The organism is Verrucomicrobiaceae bacterium, from assembly GCA_016713035.1.
Lineage (GTDB): Bacteria > Verrucomicrobiota > Verrucomicrobiia > Verrucomicrobiales > Verrucomicrobiaceae > Prosthecobacter.
In genome coordinates this window covers 1-20,701 of record JADJPW010000015.1, presented here as the reverse complement: position 1 = coordinate 20,701, position 20,701 = coordinate 1, and the positions used below count along the sequence as shown (strand labels likewise).

Sequence of the window (20,701 nt, the reverse complement as noted above, 5' to 3'; positions counted from 1 at the left end):
CACCATCTCACGGGTCTTGAGCGATGTCTGGCGTTTCAAACTCCAAGCTGTGGAGAGTATCCGACTCCTGTGGCGTGGTGAGCACCTTATAAACGCACCAGCCAAAAAGCAGCACGACAGTGCCTACGGATAAAAGCATGACGAGCAGGCCAGAGGAGGACATAAGCAGGATTTTGAGTGGGTTTTTAGTCTTCGGATTTGTTTAGCCCTTGTTCGGCGCGTTGATAGGCCCGGCTGCGAGCGGTGATGAGTGCAAAGAAAATGAAGACCACAGCCGCCATCGCCACACTGAGCTGCGCGGGCTGGCTGGTCGATAGATCGGTGACATAGGAGGACACGGTGCCGATTTTGAATGTCTCCAGATCAAAGCCAAAAATCTCCTTCAGCAGCCACATGACAAAGATGCAAAGCAGGAAGGCCGGGCAGATCCACTTGATCACCACGCGGAAAAAGGACGGCACACGGATGGATGCCCCCGCATGTAGCTCTGCAAAGCCACGATCCAAGCCCCAATGCCAGCCAAATACAATGATCTGCACGGTCGCTAGGACAAAGATCAGTAGTGTGCCGATCCAGAAGTCCAGCGTATCGAGCACCTTCAGACCCGATGTGAAGTACACGACCAAACCTGTGCCAAATGTCGTGATCAGCCCCAGCAGCGCCACGGACACCTTCCGCCCGACATGGAGAGCCTCCTCTAAGAATGCGATCCCCGGCTGAAGCATGGAAATCGAGCTCGTGATGGCTGCCAGGAATAGCATGAAGAAGAACGCACCGCCGAAGAATGCGCCCAGCGGCATTTTCGCGAATACGAGCGGCAGGACGGTGAATCCTAGACCGAATGTGCCTTGCCCGGCCACGGAGGCCAGCCCCAGGAAGGTGACGGCTGCGGGGACGGTGATTAGCCCACCCAGCGCCACTTCGCAGAACTCGTTTGCGCTGCTCGCGGTGAGTCCACTGAGCACGACATCATCCTTTTTCGTCAGATAGCTGGCGTACACGATGATGACGCCAAATCCCACGGACAGGCTGAAGAAAATCTGCCCCGCAGCGGCTAGCCAGAGGGCGGGGTTCCTCAATTGCTTCCATGGAGAGATCGTGTGCAGCGCCAGCGTGCCATTACTCGCTGCGACTTCCTTTTCTGCCTCTGCGATGGCCTTCTCACCGACGACGTCGCGTGGCTTTATCTCGCTGTTGGTGGCAGTTGCTACGACCTGCACTTTACTGGGGTTCCACATGTAGCCCAGACCGTTATAGACGTTGTCGTGCGGCTTTGTGGCATCTGGTGCACCCAGCGTCATGACGCGTGCGAGGATCACCAAGGCCAGCACGATGAGCAATGGCATGCCGTAATTGCACATCTTCTCGATCCCACCGCTCAATCCACGGTAGATGAGGTAAAAATTAAACACAAAGACCACGATGAGCCATGGTAGCGCCGAATCCCAGGAAAAGGCCAATGCGGCACCATCCGCTGCTTGCCCGCTCATCGACTTGAACATCGCCACTGTCTCATCTGCATTGTGTAGGTTCACCTGGCCGGTCCAGAACTTCACGGCATAGCCCAGGCACCAGGACTCGATGAAGACGTAGTACATGTAGATCACCACGGGGATGATCACGCCGATGATGCCGACGTATTTCGCCCACGGGCGCTGCAAAATGGCCGCAAAGGCACCTGGACATGAATTGAAGCCCCTGCTGCCGGCATAGCGCCCCATCGCCCACTCTGCCCAGCCGATCGGTAGGCCGATGATCAGGAATGAAATCGCATAGGCCAGCATGAAGGCCCCGCCGCCGTACTGCGCTGCTAGGCCTGGAAAGCGCAAAAAATTACCCAACCCCACCGCACTTCCTGCGACGGCCATGATGACTCCGAGACGTGATCCCCAGGCTTCTTTCTTTTGTGACATGGCGATCAAGCTAGCAAAGAGCAGCCCATCTGCGCAAGCATGGAGTGCAGTGATAGATCCCTGCCTTGCTGATTAGTCGCTCTGTGATGCGTGTAGGCTGAGTAGCTCTTCAAATGTCGCCATGAGTTCTGGTTCTTCCTCCACGCCGCGCTCGGTCAGTAGCTCTCGGAATACCTCTCTCGGGCTCAGATCGCTCAGGACTGGCCCTGTGTGCTCCCAGGCAGCTCGTGCGGACTCTGGCAGGTCGGTGAGCACTTTGAGCACCTCAAAACGCCCCGCCGCAGCGTCGCGCACGAGACGATCTAGCTCCATTTCTGGTGCCTCCAGTCTCACCGTCACCTCCGTCCAGCATCCTGCTGGTACTGCGGCGAGATCCTCCGTCAGTGTGGCCCGGCTTGCTTTTGCCCGAGTCAGCAGACGGCTCACGGGCACCGGGAGGAGCTCCATTTTCATCGTCTGGGTGTCCAGGAGCACCACCGACTTCGTATCCGCTGCCTCGGGGAAACTCAGCGCTATGGGCGAGCCACTGTAGCGGATCATTTCGCAGCCGTTCACTGTCTGTGGCCGGTGTAGATGCCCCAGTGCGGTGAAATCAAATCCAGCAAACACCTCTGCACCGACAGCGCCTAAATTCCCGATATGGATGTCGCGCTCACTTTCACTGTGCAGTCCTCCTAGAGCGGTGAGGTGCCCCATGGCTATCATTTTACGGCCCTGTGCCACCGCGCGGCAGCGAGAGAGCATCTCGGTGTAATGCGCCCGGATACCTGCGAGCAGGAGCTCATGCGCCTGGGTGGCCGTCTCACCGGCTTTGGAGCCGCGCAGATCTCGCTCACGCAAAAATGGCACCGCCGCGATCACCGCATCAGGCGTCTGCACCACGTTGCCGAATCCCGCTGCGCCGTACACATGCACCTCAAAGCGCCGCAGCAGCTCCCGTGGTGCATCGAGGTGCTGGGCGGAGTCGTGGTTCCCGCTAGTGATCACGGCCCGCGTGGTCTTCAGGTCCGCCAGCCGACGCAAGAAGTCGAAGTAGAGACTTACGGCCTCTTGGGGTGGATTTGCCGCGTCAAAGATGTCGCCGCTCACCAGCAGGGTATCGACATTTTCACTGCGCAGCGTCTCCACCAGCCAATCCAGGAATGCCGCATGCTCCGCCAGTCGGTCTCGCTCGACCAACCGTGCCCCCAGATGCCAATCTGCCGTATGAAGTAACCGCATGTCCCTGCATAACCACGCTCCGTGAAAAAGGAACTGCGAAGATGTGGCTCCAGGCTGAATGAGCCTGCACGGTATCTCCACGTGCACATCCTCTGGTATTGCAGAAAACTGGACTTTAGCTCTTTGTAGCCGACTCAAAGCCGCCCAGTCTCCAATTCTGCCCTCTCTTCCTGCATGTCTATGACCCTCCATTCCCCCGCAAAGATCAATCTGAGCCTGCGTGTGCTGGGGAAGCGCTCGGATGGCTTTCACGCGATCGAGACGCGGCTGGTGAAGCTGGCCTTCGGTGATGAGGTGAAAGTGGAGCTCTGCGGGGAGGAGAAGCGGGATGTGGTCTTCACTTGCTCGGATGTGACGGTGCCAGCGGATGAGTCAAATCTGGCGCTGCGTGCTCTGCGGGCGTTTGAGAGCCGTACTGGCCGCGAGCGGGCATGGCGGATTCACTTGGAGAAGCGCATCCCCCATGGTGCTGGGCTGGGTGGAGGCAGTAGCAATGCGGCGACGGTGCTGCATGCGGTGAATGCGCTGGTCGGGCATCCTTTGTCACAAACTCAGCTTTTGGAGCCTGGCGGCGCAGCTAGGCTCGGATGTGCCGTGTTTTTGCTGGAGAGCGCGGCGGCAGATGGCACGGGGCGTGGAGAGATCGTGGTGCCGGTGGCCTTTCCTCATGAGCTGCAGGTAGTGCTGATCAAGCCGCCTTTCCCGATCCCGACTCCCTGGGCGTATCAGCGCTGGGCGGCATCAAAGGAGCTGCCGGAGGTGCTTTATGCACCGCAGATCTGCCCATGGGGTGAGATGGTGAATGATTTGGAGCGGCCGGTCTTTGAGAAGCATCACTTCCTACCAGCGCTGAAGAATTGGCTACTGAGTCAGGGAGAGGTGCGTGCCGCGCTGATGTCTGGCTCTGGCTCGACGATGTTTGCCATCGCACAGAGCGGAGTGGCTGCGGGCGAGCTCGCGGAGAAGGCCCGTGCCTGGTGTGGGGATACCTGCTGGATACAGGTGACACGGACGCAGTCGCATTAAAAAAGGCTCACGCGGCATCCTGTGGCAGCTCGATGTGCTCGATGCCAGGGAGCCGGGCGCAGAGGGAGTCGATCTCCTCTGGAGTCATGATCATGAAGGCGGTGGAAAGCGCATCGCTGAGGGCTGCGGTGGGGGCGAGGGCGTAGGCGCGGCGGTTCTGGATGGGCACAGGTGCAAAGAGCCGCGGATTCATGATATGAGCACCTTTGACGGCGAATCCACTGCCGCTGACGGCACGACCCGTGAGGGCGAGTTTCTGTGCTCCGCCGCTGAGAGTGATGTTCCAAGCACTGGAGTCTGCGGGGGCACCGAGGGCGAGTATGGTGCTGTCACCGGCATTGAGGACGGCGTTTTCGATGCCATGCATCTGGAGCACATCGGCAGCCTGATCGAGTGCGTAGCCTTTGCCGAGTGCTCCGAGGTCAAAGATCATGCGACTGGCATGTACGGTGACGAGGAGCTGCTCCTCATCGAGCTCAAAGCGGTGTGAGCCGATGATCTGCCGCGCCTCCTCGATGACGGCTGGATCGACGCGGCGCGGCTCGCCACTGGCGGTGACAAAAAGCTCCATCAGCGGCCCGATCGTGATGTCAAAGGCACCATCCGTCTCAGCGTGCACGGCTTTGGCCAGTGCGAGGCAGTCCCACGCGGCCATACCGACGCGGTAGCTCTCTCCTGCTTCGAGCTGCCCGAGGCGATAGATATCACTGCTGGAGCGGAAGCGGCTCAACTCATCCTCCAGACGGCGGATCTCCTCATGTGCGGCCTGTGCGGTGCTGGCGGCATAGGCTTCATCATGCCCCTCGAGCGAGATGATGATGTCAAAGGTGGTGGCCATCGCGTGGCAGGTGGAGCGATGGACGGAGGATGCGGCGGACATGGGAGTGGAGCGACTTTCCTCAGTGAGTGCTTTCGCGGACGTGTAGCTGAGACGCGTGATGCTTAGGGAGCGGTGGGATCAGCCGCTTTGGCGGTGCTGTATTGCTGCCAGAGTGCAGGCTCGACATACATGACGAGGTTTTCGTTTGGGCGTAGGGTGTAGAAGCTGTTGTCGTGCCAGCCCGTTAGCTTGGCCTGCATCGCAGCGGCTTGCTCCGCAGCTACCAGCACGATGCGAGCAGTCGTGGGAGTATCAGGGATGCTATCGCGGTATTCGATCTGGTTATTGCCACGCCAATACCACGGCAGCGGCCAGCCTCGGTCTTTATGAATGACCAGTATCGGCAGTGGCTCACCAGGGCCGTGTTTTTCTAGCTCAGCGACTTGATCGAGCAGGCGGGGGAAGCGCTTCACCGTATGCGCATAGACGTAGGGATTGCTGGCATCCGCGCAGTAGTGATGGATGGCGAGCATGCTCTGACTGCTGAGGTGGTAGAGCATGAGGATGAAGGCCACACGGGGCACATGCCGCTTCCAGCCCCGCTGAAAGGTGCGTAGCAAGATGGCAGCACCATAACCCGCGAGCAAAATGAGAGCATACTGGGCATTCAGAATGGTCCATGGCGTCTTGTAGGCCAGCACGCTATACCCACCGATCAGGAGAAGGGCATAGGTGCCGAGGAAGACGAGAAAGGCCTGCCGGGGCTCCCGCTTGGTGTGATTCCCCATGATGCCGTGGCCGATGCCGAGGAGCGCGAGCAGCACGATGGAGGCCTCACTCCAGCGCACGCCACCATCGCGGAACCAAGTGAGCAGCGTGAGGTAATACCACCATGGTTTCTCATGCCCTGCGCCATCGCTCCGCTCCCAGTAGTATTGATAGGTCAGCACGCTGTTCTTCACAGCCTCCCAATCACGGAATCCGCCTGAATAAAGCGCCACACTCACCAGCACGGCAGGCACGAGCACCCATAGCCATGGTCGCGAGGCAGCGGTGCTCCGCAGTCCCAGCGAGAAGCCGCTTTTTTTCTGAGCAAAGCCACCAAAGAGCTGCGTCGCCACCACCCATGCGACGAGAGCAGCCATCACTTGGAGGATGAAGGTCTCCTTCGTCGCGTGCTGCACACCCAGCGCTACGCCAGCCACCACCAGCCAGCCTCTTCCACCACCCTGACTATGCCGCCAGAGTGCCGCTAGGCTCAGCGCAGTGGCGAGCACCAGCAGCATCTCCATGATGAAATAGCGTGAGTAAAAAACCTGCATCGGTGACACCGCGAGGATGAGCAGCGAACACACCGCCCCCACCCGCGTGAGTGCATCCGTCACCAGCAGCGTGACCACCAGCAGTAGCAGCCCCGCTACCACACTGACCATGCGCAGCTCTGCATCCGTCCAGGTGCCGGGGGAGCCCCAGCCAGCGGCTTTTGACCAAAGCAATGTGGCGTAATGCAGCGCTGGTCCGTGGAAGTCGTGCGGATCGTACTCAAAGTGGCCCTGGGCCTGGAATTGCAGTGTTTTGACCGCCAGGATCGCCTCATCCGCATGCATCGGCCTCTCCTCCAGACTCGGCAGCCGGTAATATGCTCCGATACCCAGCGCCACCAGCACCAGGATGGCGCAGGCGAAGAGAGAAAGAGGCGCTGGGGGTTTGGCAAACATGCTGGGGAATCGAAAAAGGGCAGGGCGGGGGAGGTCTTGAGCGAGGGGGCGGGCCTCTTAGCGCAACATCACGCGTCGTTCCACCAGAAGACGTGCTTGTCTGCTCCGGCGCAGGTAAATTTCCTCCACCTGCGGTGGCAGCGTCTCCGTGCCGCCGTGTTCCACCACCAGCTTCACCGCCTGTGGGGCGGCATCCATCTTCTGAAAACGAAACACCGGCGAGCCACGCACCCGGAAGAAAACATGCGCCGGGATGTGCGGATGCAGCGCATTCCACAGCCACTTCGCGGGGGGGAAGCCATCCTCCTCCGCCAGAGCGGCCAGCACCTCACGCAGCAGGGGCTCGCCGTGCTTGCGGATCCACTTTGCCGCCTCACGGCGATTCAGCAGCGTGTGATAGGCGGCCACCAGCGGATTGCGATGCGCCTGCTCCATTTCCACGATGAGCTCCCGCGCATGCACCGCCATGCAGCGCTGGAATTCCTCGCGAGACAGCACACCCGCATCATACAGCCGGAAAAGCTGCTGCGGCGGAGGCACGGGCGTAGTCTGGGGCTGGGCGAGCATGTCTGGGCGGGCGGGGCCACATCTTGGCGCGGCCATACGGCCTGTCACAGATCAATTTTTCCTCCCCACCGGGAAGCGCAGCCGCACCTCCGTGCCACCATCCGGCGCACCTTGGATAAAAAGCTGCCCACGCATCTGGTCGGCGAAAACGGCCAGGATCTTGAGTCCCAGTCCCTGGCTCTCCGTGGGATGAAAGCCGGGGGCCAGCCCCGTGCCATCATCACGCACCACCAGCTCGCCCAGACCATCGAGGTACTGCAACGTCGCGTGGATACAGCCACGCCGTCCGTGTGGGAAGGCATGCTCAAAGCTGTTCGATAGGGCCTCATTCAGCGTCAGAGCCAGCGGCATGTGCCACTCAGGCTGGAGGTCGCCATCCTCGATATCGAGTCTTACCTCCACCTGCTCAGCCCGCGTCTGGTAACAGTCGCGCAAATGCTCCACCAGCTCATGGACAAAGCCGCTGAACGTCACCGCACCTCCCATCGCTACCTGGTGCAGATGCTGATGCAGCGCCGCGATGGCGCGGACGCGGTTCTGACTCGCTCGCAGTGCATCCCGTGCATGCTGATCGCTCACCCCATTGATCTGCATGTTCAGCAGGCTGGAGATGATCTGGAGGTGGTTTTTGATGCGGTGATGAGTCTCGCTGAGCATCAGCTTCTCACGCTCCAAATCCGCCACTGGCCACGGATGGCTCGGCGCAGCCACCAACTGGAATGCCATCGCACCGCTGCGCTGTGGCTCCAGGCGCGGCGCGGTATCCATCGGCATAGCGACAGGCTCCGCAGGTGCCACTAGCTCCTGCACAGTTTCGTAGCGAGTGATCTCACGTCTCGTCCGCAGGTAGTAGCCGCCCTCCTCACGAGCGCTCACACTCAGCGGCATGCTCCCACGCCCCTGGGCCCCGAAATACGAGTGCTCGATCTCTACCTCCGGCGTCGCAGCCTGGCCAGCCAGCGCAAAGAAAAAGCCCGTCGCATCCGAAGGTCGGAACAGCAAATGCAGCGGCCGCCCCGTCGCCGTCGCGGCATCAATGTCGAAAATATCCCGCGCATGCTCGCTCCAGGCCGTGATACGACCATTCGCATCACAAGCCAGTAAATCGACCGTCAGCGTCTCCGTGATCGGAATGGTCCTTTCGACATAAATCGGCTCCGCAGGCACTTTGACCTCCGAAGTCGAAAAATCCGCCCGAGGAGCCAAAAACGGCGGTGGAGCAAAATCGAGCACCGAGGCTGCTTCAGGCACCTGGGAGGCCGTTTCAGCGACTTTTTCAGCCATAGGAGCCTCAATGGGCACCGCAACAGGTGCCTGGAAATAATGCAGCGTACAATGTGGCTCGCCCTCTCCATCCAGCACCAGCGCCAGATGCATCCGTGCATCCTCGCCACTGCCATCGGCACGCTTCACACGCACGGTCAGCGGCTCTGGCAGCGCCTCATGGCCATGCAGAGCCCGCAGCGCCTCACGCCGCATCATCGCACTCTCGGGCTCCAGCCACGCATCCAGCGGATAGCGTCGCAGCTCCGACTTCGGCTGCCCCAGCAGCAACTCCGCATGCGGATTCACCTCGAAGATGACCCCCGTTTTGTCCGTCAGCACGATCGCCGCTGGATCAGAGTGCAGTAGCGCTCGGAATTTCGCCTCTAGACCGCGTAGCTGCTCCTCATGACGGCAGCCCTCCGTCACATCCTGGATACTGACCAGCAGCGAGCCACCTGGCAGTGCCACGGGATGAAACTCGATCTCCTTGAGCAAGCCGTCTGCCGTAGCCAGCGAGACCGTGCGCGTGAGCTGCCTCCTCCACACACTCTCCCGCCAAGCCACTGCCACATGCTCCCGGTGCTCTGCCGTGGGGCATGCCGCCGCTAGCCAGGCCTCCACGCCTGTCTCCTTATCAATCGGGCGTCCTAGCATCTTCGCGACCTGCTCATTCTGGTAAATCGGCGTGCCACGCTCATCGAGCACAAAGAGCCCACAAGGAGCAGCCTCTAGGAAGCTCCGCAGACGAGATTCACGCTTCACAAAGCCGCGCTCCGCCTCCAGCATCGTGCGCAGCTCCTGCTTCGCACGGGAGAGCTCCCGCTCCAGGTTTTGGAGATTCTCAGTCAGTTCACGCGGCGGTGCGACAGGGCTAGCCACAGGTGCCATGGCCGCCATCAGCACATGTTCCGGCTTCGGGGCTGGCTTTGCGGCAGGAATCACCGACTCCGGCACGCACAGCGCGGTAAAAAGCGTCTGCGCAGCACCCTCACTCTGTCTTTTCGATGGATGCACGGCAGAGACGAGCCAGCGCTGCTCTCCGCTGCCGTTTCTCCGTGTGGAGATCATCTGCGGTGCCGCATCGCGGTCCTGCTCATGTGCGGCACAGACCTCTGCATACTGCTGGCGCAGTCGCGGCGCATCCGCTGCGGAATTGTAGGCATCCCAAAAAGTCGTCTTCCCCTCGGCGATGCCTTTGTCGAGCACCAGATGCGCAGCAGCTATCGCGAGTGAGCAATCAAACGGGTCCGGCTGCACGGGGGCAGCGCTTTTCGGTGCCTCCTGACTTTCTGCCGCTGCATCGTGCTCATCACTTTCTGCGGGCACGGCTCCGGTGTTGAATTTCTCACAAGTCACCATCAGTCCACCCACGCTGGCATCACTGTGCCTGCGCCAGGGCCGCACCTCCCAGCGGTAAATCACACGGCGACCATCTGCGTCGTGCTCACTCCTGACGATATGGCCTTGGAGAGCTCTTTCATAGACCTGTCGCCATCCGGGGTGCAGGTTCGGGAAGATCTCATACTGGCTACGACCCGTGATCGGCTGCACATGCTGGAGTCCGAATTCTCGCAGCCACTGCCGATTGGCCAGCATGTAGCGCATTCCGCGGTCAAAGATGGCCATCGCCACCGGAGCATTCTCCACCATGGCTCCCAATATAGCATGCATATCATCGCCCGTGTCGGAGGGGGCAGGGGACTCCTGCCGGGACTGAATGGGCTTGGCTTGGAGGCTATTCTCCTCGGCAGGCTGGATGATACGGATCGTCTGCAGCTTGGGCTGGATGACGTTTTTGAGCACGGAAGACGACATTGAGAGGCGGGAGGATGAAAGTCGGGAAATTTTAATAATTTAACAAGCCCAAGCTTTTCAACAAGGCGAAAAGATGAAGATTTGCGACTCAGTTCAGCAAAAAACGCCGCCGATGGCAAGAATCCTTTCAAAAGACAATAAGTGCCTCATTCTCGGTGATAAGGCTCTTTTTTCAGGATGGTATGGGCTCGGTAAATCTGCTCCAGAAGCACGATCAAGGCCACCTCATGCTGAAGCGTCAGGTCCGAGAGTCGCCAGAGAGCATCCGCCTTCTCTCGCAGCTCTGGCGAGTGTCCATCCGCACCGCCGATGAGCACGCAGACACGCTTCGTTCCAGCGAGATGCTGTTTTTCGATCCAACGCGCTAGATCCACGCTACGACGGGGCTCGCCGCGCTCATCGAGCACGATGCGCAGTGCATTTTCTGATGCGGTGAGCATCTGTTGTTCTACACTGGCACGAGGGCCTTCTTTGAGGATGACTTGATCAAGCCGAGTGTAATGTTGGAGGCGTTTTAAGTAGGTTTCTACCGCTTCCCGAGCCCAGGAAAAAGCCGGTTTGCCTACAGTGATAATGCGCCAGTTCATGTGGTGGGCGGCATGGACTCGGAAAAATGCCAAGTCAACAAATCGACTAAGTCATGGTAATTTTGGTTATTTGAAATATTTTACCTATTCCTGTCATCGTTGTTGTTGCACATTTTAAAAGAATCGTTAAAATGAGAAAGCTAATTTCAAAATAGCTCTTTAACCTTAAACAGCCAACGCCTTCATTATGAACTCACGTTCTCTGACCATCCTTTGCCGTGCCAGCGCTGGTGCGGCTGCGTTTATGCTCGCCTCCTGCTCCTTGCCCCCCGGTCAGGCTTGGAGGCAGATTCAGTCCCAGGGATTGATCCCCTTTATGATGAGCGATGGAGCTCCTCTGCAAATCAATAGCACACCACGTATGCAGCCGATGGCCGCTGCCGCACCGAGGATCCAGACTCCTCGCGTCTATGCCTCTACCACGCCTGCCGTGAGCACACCGAAAGTCAGCGCTCCGATTGAGGACCGCATTGACTCCGCTCCCGTGCTCCCTCAGCCAAAGATCACTCCGATGCCGACAGCCACTGTCGCGTCAGAGCTTCCTGGCTATGTGCGCTCCCCCTTCACCAATCCTCCCCGCCTCGTCGATGTGCGTGGAATGGAAGCTGGCTCCAAAGTGGTCTGCCCTTACACGCAGAAGCCCTTCTTGGTCCCCAATGGCATCAGCAACGCCGTCGCCTCTGCTCCTAAAGTCTCCACGACGCCTAAAATCGTCTCGGCTCCTGAGCCCAAAGTGACTCCTACCGCTCCCCGTATGGAAACAGACGTGGTCCCGAACACCAATGTCGCAGCCCTCAATAACAGCAAGCCCACCCCTGCTGTGAATACCCTGCCGAAGCCCAAAGTCGAGGCCCCCGCTGCTCCTGATCTCCCCTACGGCACCTCCATCTCCGGTCGCCCTGGCTTTGTGAATAGCCCTTATGCTGCCAAGCACCAGCTCGTCGATGTCACAGGCCTGCCTGTCGGAATGGAAGTGAAATGTCCTTACACTGGCAAACTCTTCCGCGTCCCGCCGCAGTAGTCGCCATTCTTTGCAAAGCTGCTCCTTTCACACCCCGTCTGGTTCCGCCGGACGGGGTTTTTGCTGCCCTGTGCTTTGGTAGTTCGCTGTTAGGCGAGAGGATTGGAGGAAAATCTTCGGATAGCTTGAAGGATTGCCATTCTCAGCACCTTCGCTTAAAGAGCGCATCTCGTGACCGACGTCATCCGCATCCCAGGCCGCACCTTCCTGCACTTTCTCTCCTACATGGGGCAGATCGCGTATCTGCTGCGTGATCTACTCCATGCCTTCATTCACAGCGTATGGCGGCTCGGTATTGTAGCCCATCAGATTGTCTCCATCGGCTACGGCTCGCAGGCTGTCGTCATCGTCACTGGCGCATTCACAGGGGCCGTCTTCACTTTCCAGACCTATGCCAAGTTTGTCGATTTCGGAGTCGAGTCCTCCGTCGGGGCCATCGTCTCCGTCGCACTCTGCCGCGAGCTCGGACCCGTATTGGCCGGATTGATGGTCGGCGGGCGAGTCGGGGCCGCCATGGCCGCTGACATCGGCACCATGAAGGTCACTGAGCAGGTCGATGCCCTCCGCGTCATGGGCGTGCATCCGGTCGATTTCCTCGTGCTGCCGCGCTTTATCGCCATGCTCATCTCCATGCCCATCTTGGTCGCGGAGTCCATCACCTGCGGCCTCATGGCCTCCTATGCTGTCGCCGTCTATGGTTATGGCGTTCCGGCATCCTGGTTCATGAGCCACATGGTCGATCACACGAACCAGTGGGACATCGTCATCGGCATGATCAAAGGGTTCGTCTTTGGCATCATTATCACCCTCGTCGCATGCCATCAGGGGCTGCGGGCGGAAAATGGTGCCGTCGGCGTCGGCATGGGCACCACGCGTGCCGTCGTCATCTCTTCGCTCGTCATGCTGATCGTGAATTTCTTCCTCTCCATCCTGCTGAATTACATCTGGCCGCTCGGCAACGCCGTCTGATCCCCCGCATGCGCCGCAACCATGGTCGATTACCACTCAGATCCCTTCATTCGCATCCGCGGCCTGCATAAAAAGCTGGGCTGGCAGCACATCCTGCGCGGCATCGACCTCGATGTCTTCCGTGGCGAGACTCTCTGCATCATCGGCCCCAGTGGCGAGGGCAAAACTGTCACCATGAAGCACGTCATCGGCCTCATGCAGCCAGACGAGGGCACCGTCGAGGTCGATGGCATCCAGGTGAATGGCTTGCGCGAGCGTGAGCTCGCCCCCGTGCGCCAACGCGTCAGCATGCTCTTCCAAAACGGCGCACTCTTTGACAGCCTCACCGTGGCGCAAATGTCGCCTTTCCGCTCGTCGAGTCCGGCGTGCGCGACCGAAAGGAAATCAAAGACCGCGTCACCCAGGCCCTGGAAATCGTCGGCCTCGGCAAGCACGGCGACAAGCTGCCCGTCAATCTCTCCGGCGGCATGCGCAAGCGTGCTGGCATCGCCCGCGCCGTCGTCACCCGCGCCCAGTGCATCCTTTTACGACGAGCCCACCTCCTCGCCTCGACCCTGTCGTCTCCGACGTCATCGACACGCTCATCCTGCGCCTCCAGGAGCGCCAGCGGCATCACCTCCCCTCGTCGTCACCCCACGACATGAAGAGCCTCTTCAAGATCTCCAACCGCATCGCCATGCTCAAGGACGGCGTCATCCGCTTCCTCGGCACCCGCGAGGAGCTCCGCGCCTTCGATGACGAGGTCGTGCAGGACTTCATCGCCGGCCGCGCCCACGTCGATTTCTGATCCTCATTTCTCACCCTTTCCCCCTCAACTTTATGGAAGAACGCGACAAAAAAACCGAGCTCCTCGTCGGGCTCTTTCTCACCGTCGGCCTGCTCATGATGAGCCTGCTCATCCTGCAATTCGGCAGCGTGCGTGATCTCTTCAAAGGCAGCTTTTACCTCAGCGTCAGCTTCCCAGACGCCTCCGGCATCAAAGAGGCCAGCCCCGTCGTCCTCGCTGGCAAGCGCATCGGCAAGGTGAAGAACAAGCCCCGCCACAACGAGAACTTCAACGCCGTCATCATCGACCTCGAAATCTTCCAGGGCGAAAAAATCCCCGCCGAGTCCACCTTCACCATCACCACCGCAGGCCTCATGGGCGATGCCTTCGTCGATATCGAGCCACCGAAGCACATCTCCGACAAATTCATCACCGAAACGCAAACCGTCATCATCGTCGGCAAAGAAGCAGGCGGCCTCAGCAACCTACAAAGCGCCGCTGAAAAATCGGCAAACAAGTCAGCTCCTTCATCGATGACGACCTCAAGCCTGCCGTCAGTAAAGACCTCCGCCCCGCCCTAGCCGAGATCAAAGCTGCGACAACAAAGCTCAATCAAGGAGCCCTCAGTGATGAAACCATTACCAAAATCAAAAACACCGTCTCCAAGCTCGACTCAGCCGTCTCCCGCGTGGACGAAAAAGTTTTCGGCCGAACAAAACGTCTCCCACCTCAAAGAAACCCTAGCTGATCTCAAAGAAGCCGCCGCCAGCTTCAAAGCCGCCTCCAAAAACATCGAGGACAGTAGCAAAACTCGGTCCCCTCCTCGATAAACTCGACGCCCCCATCGCCAAGCTCGACAAAGTCATGGCCAGTGCCGATGACACCATGAAATCCATCAAAGGAGCCGCCGACAGCTTCTCCGTCGCCGCACGCAACATCACCAACGGCAAAGGCCTGCTCGAGCGCTCATCAACGATCCGAAGCTCAAAACCGACTTCCACGACCTCATTTTACAACATGAAAACCAGTGGCCCCGTGTGGTACAAAAACAACGCCGACAAGGAACGGGCCAAACAGCAGGATCAGCCCGCCCCAGCACCCCAGCCAGAACAGCCGAAAAAAGCGCGGCTTTTTCCAAGGCAACTGACCCAACACCATTTCGTCCGCTCCATCCGTGGAGCCACACACGTCTATGGACTGCTCCCGCACCCCACTCGTGATCCAGAAACTTGGCTCGATCTCGCACCGCCATTTTCTCAAAACATGGCTCGCGAAGTCAGGAGCTGGATTCAACGCTGGGAGCCGGATCTGCAAGAGAGCATCAAATGGCACATGCTCTGTTTCAGCGGGCGAAAGCTCGTCTGTGCTCTCAGCGCCTGCAAAAACACCTCGGCATCACCTTTTTTTCGCGGCACAGAGCTGCGTGGCATCACTCAGCTCTTTAGCGAGCAAGAAGGCAATCTGAGCATCCAAACCGTTCGAGTCACCGATTTCGCAAAACTCGACGCCCAGGCCCTAAAACGCCTTTTGCACGCCGCCGTGGCCCTAGATGCCGATTTGACCGCCAAACCACCGCCCACGAAAAAACGCGCGGAATGGCCCATGCCGCCCGCTTTGGCCGCCGCGCTCAAAAAGAGCCCCAAAGCCGCAGCAGGCTTCGCCAAGCTCACAGCAAGCTGCCAGCGTGAGTACAAAGTCTGGATCAGCCAAGCCAAACAGCCCGAAACCATCGCCCGCCGCGTAAAGGAAACGATCACCGCCCTCGCCTCCGGCCGAAAATGGAGCCAGCGGAAGGGGGTAAGTGTTCACGGCCGACCCGCGAGCTTTGCACTCCCGCGTCATGGGAGTACCATGCACTCCCCTATACGCACACGTTGGCAAAAACTCGGCGGAAGCTCTTTACTCCTCAGCATCACAGTTCATTCCGCCATCCTTCTCGTGATGGGCCTCGTCTGGATGAAGCGAGATGTTTTCCGCGAGCAGGTGGACTTCATCCCCGCAGGCCGCTCGGACGATTTGAAGCATCGAAAGCGGCAAAATGCTGTGAAGACACTCGCCAAGAAAGCTCCCAAAGCACGCCTCGTGATCGCTGAGGCCAAGCCAGAGCATCTTCCAGCACCGGATGATGTCGTTTTGCCAGAACCAGGGGCGGGCCTCGGTTCCGCCAATGCCGCCAGCACCATGAATACCGGTGCATCGAATGGCCTGGATGGCTTTCGTGGCTCCGGCCAGGGGAACTGGTTGGCCAGTGCACCGAATCTTTTCATTCACGATGTTCCACCCGAGTCGCGGCTGGAAAACTCCGCCAAAACGGCGGCAGCCCAGTGGAGCAGGCGGTGTCGCTCTCTCGAGTGGTTGAAGACGCAGCAGAATGCTGGCGGCTCCTGGGGCCGCTCCAACAAAGGCCGCAATGACCGGGTTGGCGCTGCTTTGCTACCTCGGCCGCTGCGAGACTCCGGATTCGCCGTTTTATGGCGACAATGTCCGCTCTGGCATGCTCTGGCTCATCGAGCTGGCGGCCAAAAACCCGCACGGCATGCTCGCGGAGCAGACCACGGCGAACTCAGCGGCTTACGAGCACGGGATCGCTACCTACGCACTCGGAGATGTATTCGTTTTACCGTTTCGGTGGCGCACGGCTGCCAGGACTGCGCGAGACCTTTGAAAAGGGGTGCGCCTCATTCTCACGAGCCAAAACGAGCGCGGTGCCTGGACCTACGGCGGTCGCGATCATGCTTACGGTGCGCAGAGTCATGGCGAAGACCTCTCCGTGACCGGTTGGCAATACCAGGCGCTCAAAGCTGCGAAGCACAGCGGCCTGAAGATCGACGGCCTCGACCGCGCCATCGACCGCTGCTGCGATTACCTCGTTTCCAAACAGACGAAGGAAGGTGGCTTCGGCAAAACCAACCGTGACGAGCATACAACCAGTGGAGCCTCACCGGCTGCGGCCTGCTGGGCCTGCAAACGCTCGCAAAGGGGCAAAAACGCCGCCGTGAAGAAGGGCGTGGCCTTTTGCGCGACTTCCTGACTGCCAGAACCGCTCGACTGGGACCGCAACTGCAACCTCTACTGCTGGTATTATCAAACGCAGAGGGCCTTCTTTCAGGCCGGTGGTGATGACTGGCGCTTCTACAACGCGCAATTCCTCCCAAATCCTCGAGGCGCAGCAACCCGATGGCTCCTTCCGTCGTGGCCGCCCTAACTGGCCCGCCGGCGATGCCGCAGACGCCATCTACCGCCAAACACTGTGCACGCTCCAGCTCGAGGTGGCCACCGCTACCCCAAAGTCGCGGATCGCGGTGAGGAGTCGATTTTTGAGCGGAGACCGGTTCTAACTGGCTACAGCCAAGATCTCCGGCTTTTTGACTCCACCAGGCTCAATAGCTTCAAAGCGGCTCCGCTTCGGTTGCGCACTCCGTTTTCCCAACTGATCGCGGTATTCCGCGGCACGTTCCAAGCGCGCGCGCGGCTGGCCCACACCGAGGCGAGTGCGGATGCGTTTGATGTCCGCCGGAGGTAGCGGTTTCAGCTTCGGCGGCTCGGCCATCTGAGTGATGCGTATGTTGGGCATCGGTGTTTTGCTTTTTTACATGGGCGGCGAATGCCTGTATTCGCTCGACGAGGCTTTCGCATTGAATTCGATTTCGTTCACTTTGGCTTTCATGGCTGGTAATGTCAGGATTTGATGATATGGACGGCTTCTCGGAGGGCTTTTGTCAGCGGCACTGAGGCTGGCTTTCGTTTGCTTGGTGTAGAAATGGAAGAGGATGATGCATGGCATGCGGCAGCCAAAGGTAGATTACACGGGCTGATCCACCTGCCGCGCCCGTCGAGGCGGAGAAAGCGGCTTTGCGCAAGCCTCCAGTTCCTTGAATGAGGTCTCCCGAGTCAGGAGACTCGGCGAGTTCATTTCGAAACGTCGCGCATTCCTCGTCGGAAGCCTTTTTGAAGGCACTCCTTGGAAACCGGGCAACTCGGCAAAGAACAGGCGCACAGGAACTCTATCAGTTTATGCATATAGTATGGAATCCCGGTTTTTGTCGAAACAGCGCTCAGAACATTAAAAAATGGGTGTCAAACCTGGTTGCATGGCTATCTCTCAGTCTCCCTCGACTTCCCCTCAATGAATTCCCTCAAACTTCACCACCAGCTCCGGCTCATCTGGCAAATTTTACTCCTGCCCGCACTCGAACAGGCTGGCATCGGCAAAGTCTCGAAGCTGCCGGTTTCCATCCGCATCGTGCTGGAGTCCCTGCTCCGCAATTTCGACGGCAAGAAGGTCACCGGAGGCGGATGAAGAATCTCGCGAACTGGAACGCCAAGAGCCCCGGCGAGTATGAGATCCCCTTCACCGTTGCCCGCATCGTGCTGCAGGACTTCACGGGCGTGCCGCTGCTGGTCGATCTGGCTGCGATGCGCTCGAAGGTGAAGCAGCTCGGCAAGAATCCGAAGATGGTCGAGCCGCTGGTGCCGGTCGATCTGGTGGTCGACCACTCGGTGCAGGTCGATTTCGCCGGCACGCGCAGGCGCTGAATCAAAACCTCGCGCTGGAGTTTGAGCGCAACAGAGGAGCGCTACCAGTTCCTGAAATGGGGCGAGCAGGCCTTTGATACCTTCAAAGTGGTGCCTCCCGGCATCGGCATCGTGCATCAGGTGAACCTCGAATACCTCGCGAAGGGCGTGCTGGAGAAAGACGGCGTGTATTACCCGGATTCGCTCGTCGGCACTGATTCCGCACACGACGATGATCAACGGCCTCGGCGTCGTCGGTTGGGGGCGTGGGTGGCATTGAGGCCGAAGCCGGCATGCTCGGTCAGCCGGTGACCTTCCTCGTGCCGGAAGTCGTCGGCGTTTACCTCACCGGCGCGCTCAAAGAAGGCGTCACTGCCACCGACCTCGTGCTCGAGGTGACTCAGAAACTGCGCAAGCTCGGCGTCGTCGGCAAATTCGTCGGATTCTCCGGCCCCGGTGCGGTCAGCCTGCCGGTCACGGATCGTGCGACCATCGCCAACATGGCACCTGGAATATGGCGCGACGATGGGCTTCTTCGGCGTGGACGAAGAAACCGTCGCCTACCTGCGCGGCACCGGCCGCAGCGAGGAGCTTTTGCAGGACCGTCGAGGCCTACCACAAAGCGCAGGGCATGTGGGGCATCCCCACCGAGAAGGGCAGCCTCGAATTCAGCCACCGAGATGGAGATCGACCTCAGCGGCGTGGTGCCGCGTGTCCGGTCCGAAGCGTCCGCAGGACCGCATCGAGGTGCCCGCTTTGAGGACGAAGGTTCCGCGACCTCCTCGGCGCGGATGTGAAGGCCGGTGGTTTCGGCAAAGCGGAGTCCTTCAAAGCCCGCCGAAGTCGTCGTGAACAGCAAAGCCGACACGAAAGACACCATCACCGGACGGCTCCGTGCTCATCGCCGCCGCATCACGACCTGCACAAACACCTCCAACCCGAGCGTCATGCTCGGCCGCGGGTCTGCTCGCGAAGAAAGCGAACGCGAAGGGCCTCACCGTGAAGCCTTCCGTCAAAACCCAGCCTCGGACCAGGCAGCCGCGTCGTGACCGATTACCTCACCAAGACCGGCCTTCAGCTCGAGCTCCGGCAAGCTCGGCTTCCAGATCGTCGGCTAGGCTGCACCACCTGCATCGGCAACCCCGGCCCGCTCGACGCCGGCATTGGAAGATGTCGTCAAAGGCCAGGATGTCGTCGCCTCCGCCAGCGACTACCGCAACTTCGAGGGCCCGCGTGCATCGGGAGATCAAGGTAACTTCCTCATGTCGCCCCGCTCGTCGTCGTCTACGCCATCGCCGGCACCGTCGATATTGATTTGAGCAAGGATCGGGTAGTCGCCGGTAGCGGCGTCTATTGAAGGACATCTGGCCCTCGCCCAAAGAAGTGCGCGATGCCATGCTCCGCGCTTGCGGCCCGATGTCTTCCGCGCCTCTACACCGACTTTCGTCGCAGAATCCGCAGTGGAACGAGATCCAGGGCAGCATCGGCGAGGTCTGCGAGTGGGACGGCAACACGACCATCCAGCATCCGCCCTTCTTCGCCGACTTGACATGACCCCGGGACATCGTGGAAATCCAAGGCGCACGCCCGCTCGGCATGTTCGGCGACTCGGTCACCACCGACCACATCAGCCCGGCCGAGCCATCAAGAAAGCCAGCCCCCCGCCGGCAGCTGCCTCACCGACAACGGCGTCACGCAGGCCGATTTCAACAGCTATGGCAGCCGCGCGGCAATGACCTCGTCATGACCCGCGGACCTTCGCCAACGTGCGCATCAAGAACCTCATGCTCCGCGGCAAAGAAGGCGGCGACACGCCGGCCATTCTCGCAGGCACCGAAATTGAGCATCTACGACGCGCCGAGGCCTACAAAGCCGCTGGCACGCCAAAGCATCATCTCGGTGGTGAGGAATACGGCATGGGCTCCAGCCGCGACTGGGCCGCCAGGGGACCCGTCTCCTCGGCGTGAAAGCCGTCATCACGGAGAGCTTCGAGCGCATCCACCGCACCAACCTCGTCGGCATGGGCGTCCCTGCCCTGCAACTTCAAGAACAAGGCCGACTACGACACAGGTCAAAGACCTCGCCGATGCCACCTTCGACCTCCCTGGGGCCTCGAGCAACGACTTCAAGCCCAGAGCATAGCCACCCTCCCAGTCCACAAGTCCGACGGCACACGTCCTTCGACATCCCGCTGGTCGTCCGCATCGACACCCCGTCGAATCGACTACTACGCGCTGGCGGCGTCCTGCCCTACGTCCTCGCGCGCAGATCCAGCGTGCGAACGGGTTAACGCCGTAGAACGAACTTCCAAGTTCGTTTCTCGAACGACTCCAACGCCCCAAGCGGCCCTCGGCAAACCCTTGCCAAACCCGTCCTTTGGGGGCGTTACTCTTTCCAGTGCTGCACTCCACCGCTTCACGCGGCCCCGCCGCGAAGACTCAGCAAAGCTCTCCATCCGAAACTTCAAATCCATCCGCGAAGACTCGATCTCGACTGC

At 59.8% G+C, this 20,701-nt stretch carries 15 protein-coding genes and 3 pseudogenes; 10 read left to right on the top strand and 8 right to left on the bottom strand.

From position 1 onward, the window contains the following. Positions 1–7: 7 nt before the first annotated feature. From IPK32_25400 to IPK32_25390, 3 genes are all read right to left on the bottom strand, one after another. Complete coding sequence (locus IPK32_25400; GenBank protein MBK8095214.1) at positions 8–163, bottom strand: hypothetical protein; 156 nt, start codon at positions 161–163, stop codon at positions 8–10. A 22-nt stretch (positions 164–185) separates the two neighbouring features. Next, positions 186–1,913: a sodium:calcium symporter gene (locus tag IPK32_25395; protein ID MBK8095213.1), complete on the bottom strand. Its 1,728-nt coding sequence runs from the start codon at positions 1,911–1,913 to the stop codon at positions 186–188. Between the two features lie 72 nt (positions 1,914–1,985). Then, a complete protein-coding gene (locus IPK32_25390) occupies positions 1,986–3,134 on the bottom strand; it encodes an exonuclease SbcCD subunit D C-terminal domain-containing protein (protein MBK8095212.1) in 1,149 nt (382 codons plus the stop codon). A 174-nt stretch (positions 3,135–3,308) separates the two neighbouring features. Between IPK32_25390 and ispE the strand changes: the two genes are divergently transcribed. Beyond that, positions 3,309–4,160, top strand: a complete 852-nt coding sequence (gene ispE, locus IPK32_25385; GenBank protein ID MBK8095211.1) for a 4-(cytidine 5'-diphospho)-2-C-methyl-D-erythritol kinase — start codon at positions 3,309–3,311, stop codon at positions 4,158–4,160. A 7-nt stretch (positions 4,161–4,167) separates the two neighbouring features. On the opposite strand, the gene IPK32_25380 is transcribed toward ispE, so the two are convergent. The 5 genes from IPK32_25380 to IPK32_25360 form a co-directional block, all read right to left on the bottom strand. After that, a complete protein-coding gene (locus tag IPK32_25380) occupies positions 4,168–5,040 on the bottom strand; it encodes an FAD:protein FMN transferase (protein MBK8095210.1) in 873 nt (290 codons plus the stop codon). Between the two features lie 62 nt (positions 5,041–5,102). After that, positions 5,103–6,698, bottom strand: coding sequence for a TIGR03663 family protein (locus IPK32_25375; protein ID MBK8095209.1), 1,596 nt, complete (start codon positions 6,696–6,698; stop codon positions 5,103–5,105). Between the two features lie 57 nt (positions 6,699–6,755). Then, positions 6,756–7,301 (bottom strand): hypothetical protein, encoded by a 546-nt coding sequence (locus tag IPK32_25370; GenBank protein ID MBK8095208.1) that lies wholly within the window; start codon positions 7,299–7,301, stop codon positions 6,756–6,758. Positions 7,302–7,316: 15 nt separating this feature from the next. After that, the gene (locus tag IPK32_25365; protein MBK8095207.1) at positions 7,317–10,346 is read right to left on the bottom strand and encodes a PAS domain S-box protein; all 3,030 of its coding nucleotides are present in this window, start codon (positions 10,344–10,346) and stop codon (positions 7,317–7,319) included. 146 nt (positions 10,347–10,492) lie between these two features. After that, on the bottom strand, positions 10,493–10,933 hold the full coding sequence (locus IPK32_25360) for a 23S rRNA (pseudouridine(1915)-N(3))-methyltransferase RlmH (protein MBK8095206.1): 441 nt from the start codon (positions 10,931–10,933) through the stop codon (positions 10,493–10,495). Positions 10,934–11,120: 187 nt separating this feature from the next. Here IPK32_25360 and IPK32_25355 point away from each other — a divergent pair, with 187 nt between their 5' ends. From IPK32_25355 to IPK32_25315, 9 genes and pseudogenes are all read left to right on the top strand, one after another. Next, a complete protein-coding gene (locus IPK32_25355) occupies positions 11,121–11,954 on the top strand; it encodes a hypothetical protein (GenBank protein ID MBK8095205.1) in 834 nt (277 codons plus the stop codon). Between the two features lie 225 nt (positions 11,955–12,179). Next, a complete protein-coding gene (locus tag IPK32_25350; protein MBK8095204.1) occupies positions 12,180–12,923 on the top strand; it encodes an ABC transporter permease in 744 nt (247 codons plus the stop codon). 21 nt (positions 12,924–12,944) lie between these two features. After that, positions 12,945–13,710, top strand: a pseudogene (locus IPK32_25345) (ATP-binding cassette domain-containing protein). A gap of 32 nt (positions 13,711–13,742) precedes the next feature. Next, positions 13,743–14,270 (top strand): MCE family protein, encoded by a 528-nt coding sequence (locus tag IPK32_25340; GenBank protein MBK8095203.1) that lies wholly within the window; start codon positions 13,743–13,745, stop codon positions 14,268–14,270. Between the two features lie 682 nt (positions 14,271–14,952). Then, entirely contained in the window at positions 14,953–16,605 is a 1,653-nt protein-coding gene (locus IPK32_25335; protein MBK8095202.1) for a YdeI/OmpD-associated family protein, read from the top strand. A 1,210-nt stretch (positions 16,606–17,815) separates the two neighbouring features. Then, positions 17,816–19,207 (top strand): annotated as a pseudogene (locus IPK32_25330) (hypothetical protein). 42 nt (positions 19,208–19,249) lie between these two features. After that, positions 19,250–19,459 (top strand): hypothetical protein, encoded by a 210-nt coding sequence (locus tag IPK32_25325; protein ID MBK8095201.1) that lies wholly within the window; start codon positions 19,250–19,252, stop codon positions 19,457–19,459. Positions 19,460–19,599: 140 nt separating this feature from the next. Further along, positions 19,600–19,758 (top strand): hypothetical protein, encoded by a 159-nt coding sequence (locus tag IPK32_25320; protein ID MBK8095200.1) that lies wholly within the window; start codon positions 19,600–19,602, stop codon positions 19,756–19,758. 230 nt (positions 19,759–19,988) lie between these two features. Further along, positions 19,989–20,494, top strand: a pseudogene (locus IPK32_25315) (hypothetical protein). Positions 20,495–20,701 lie beyond the last annotated feature (207 nt).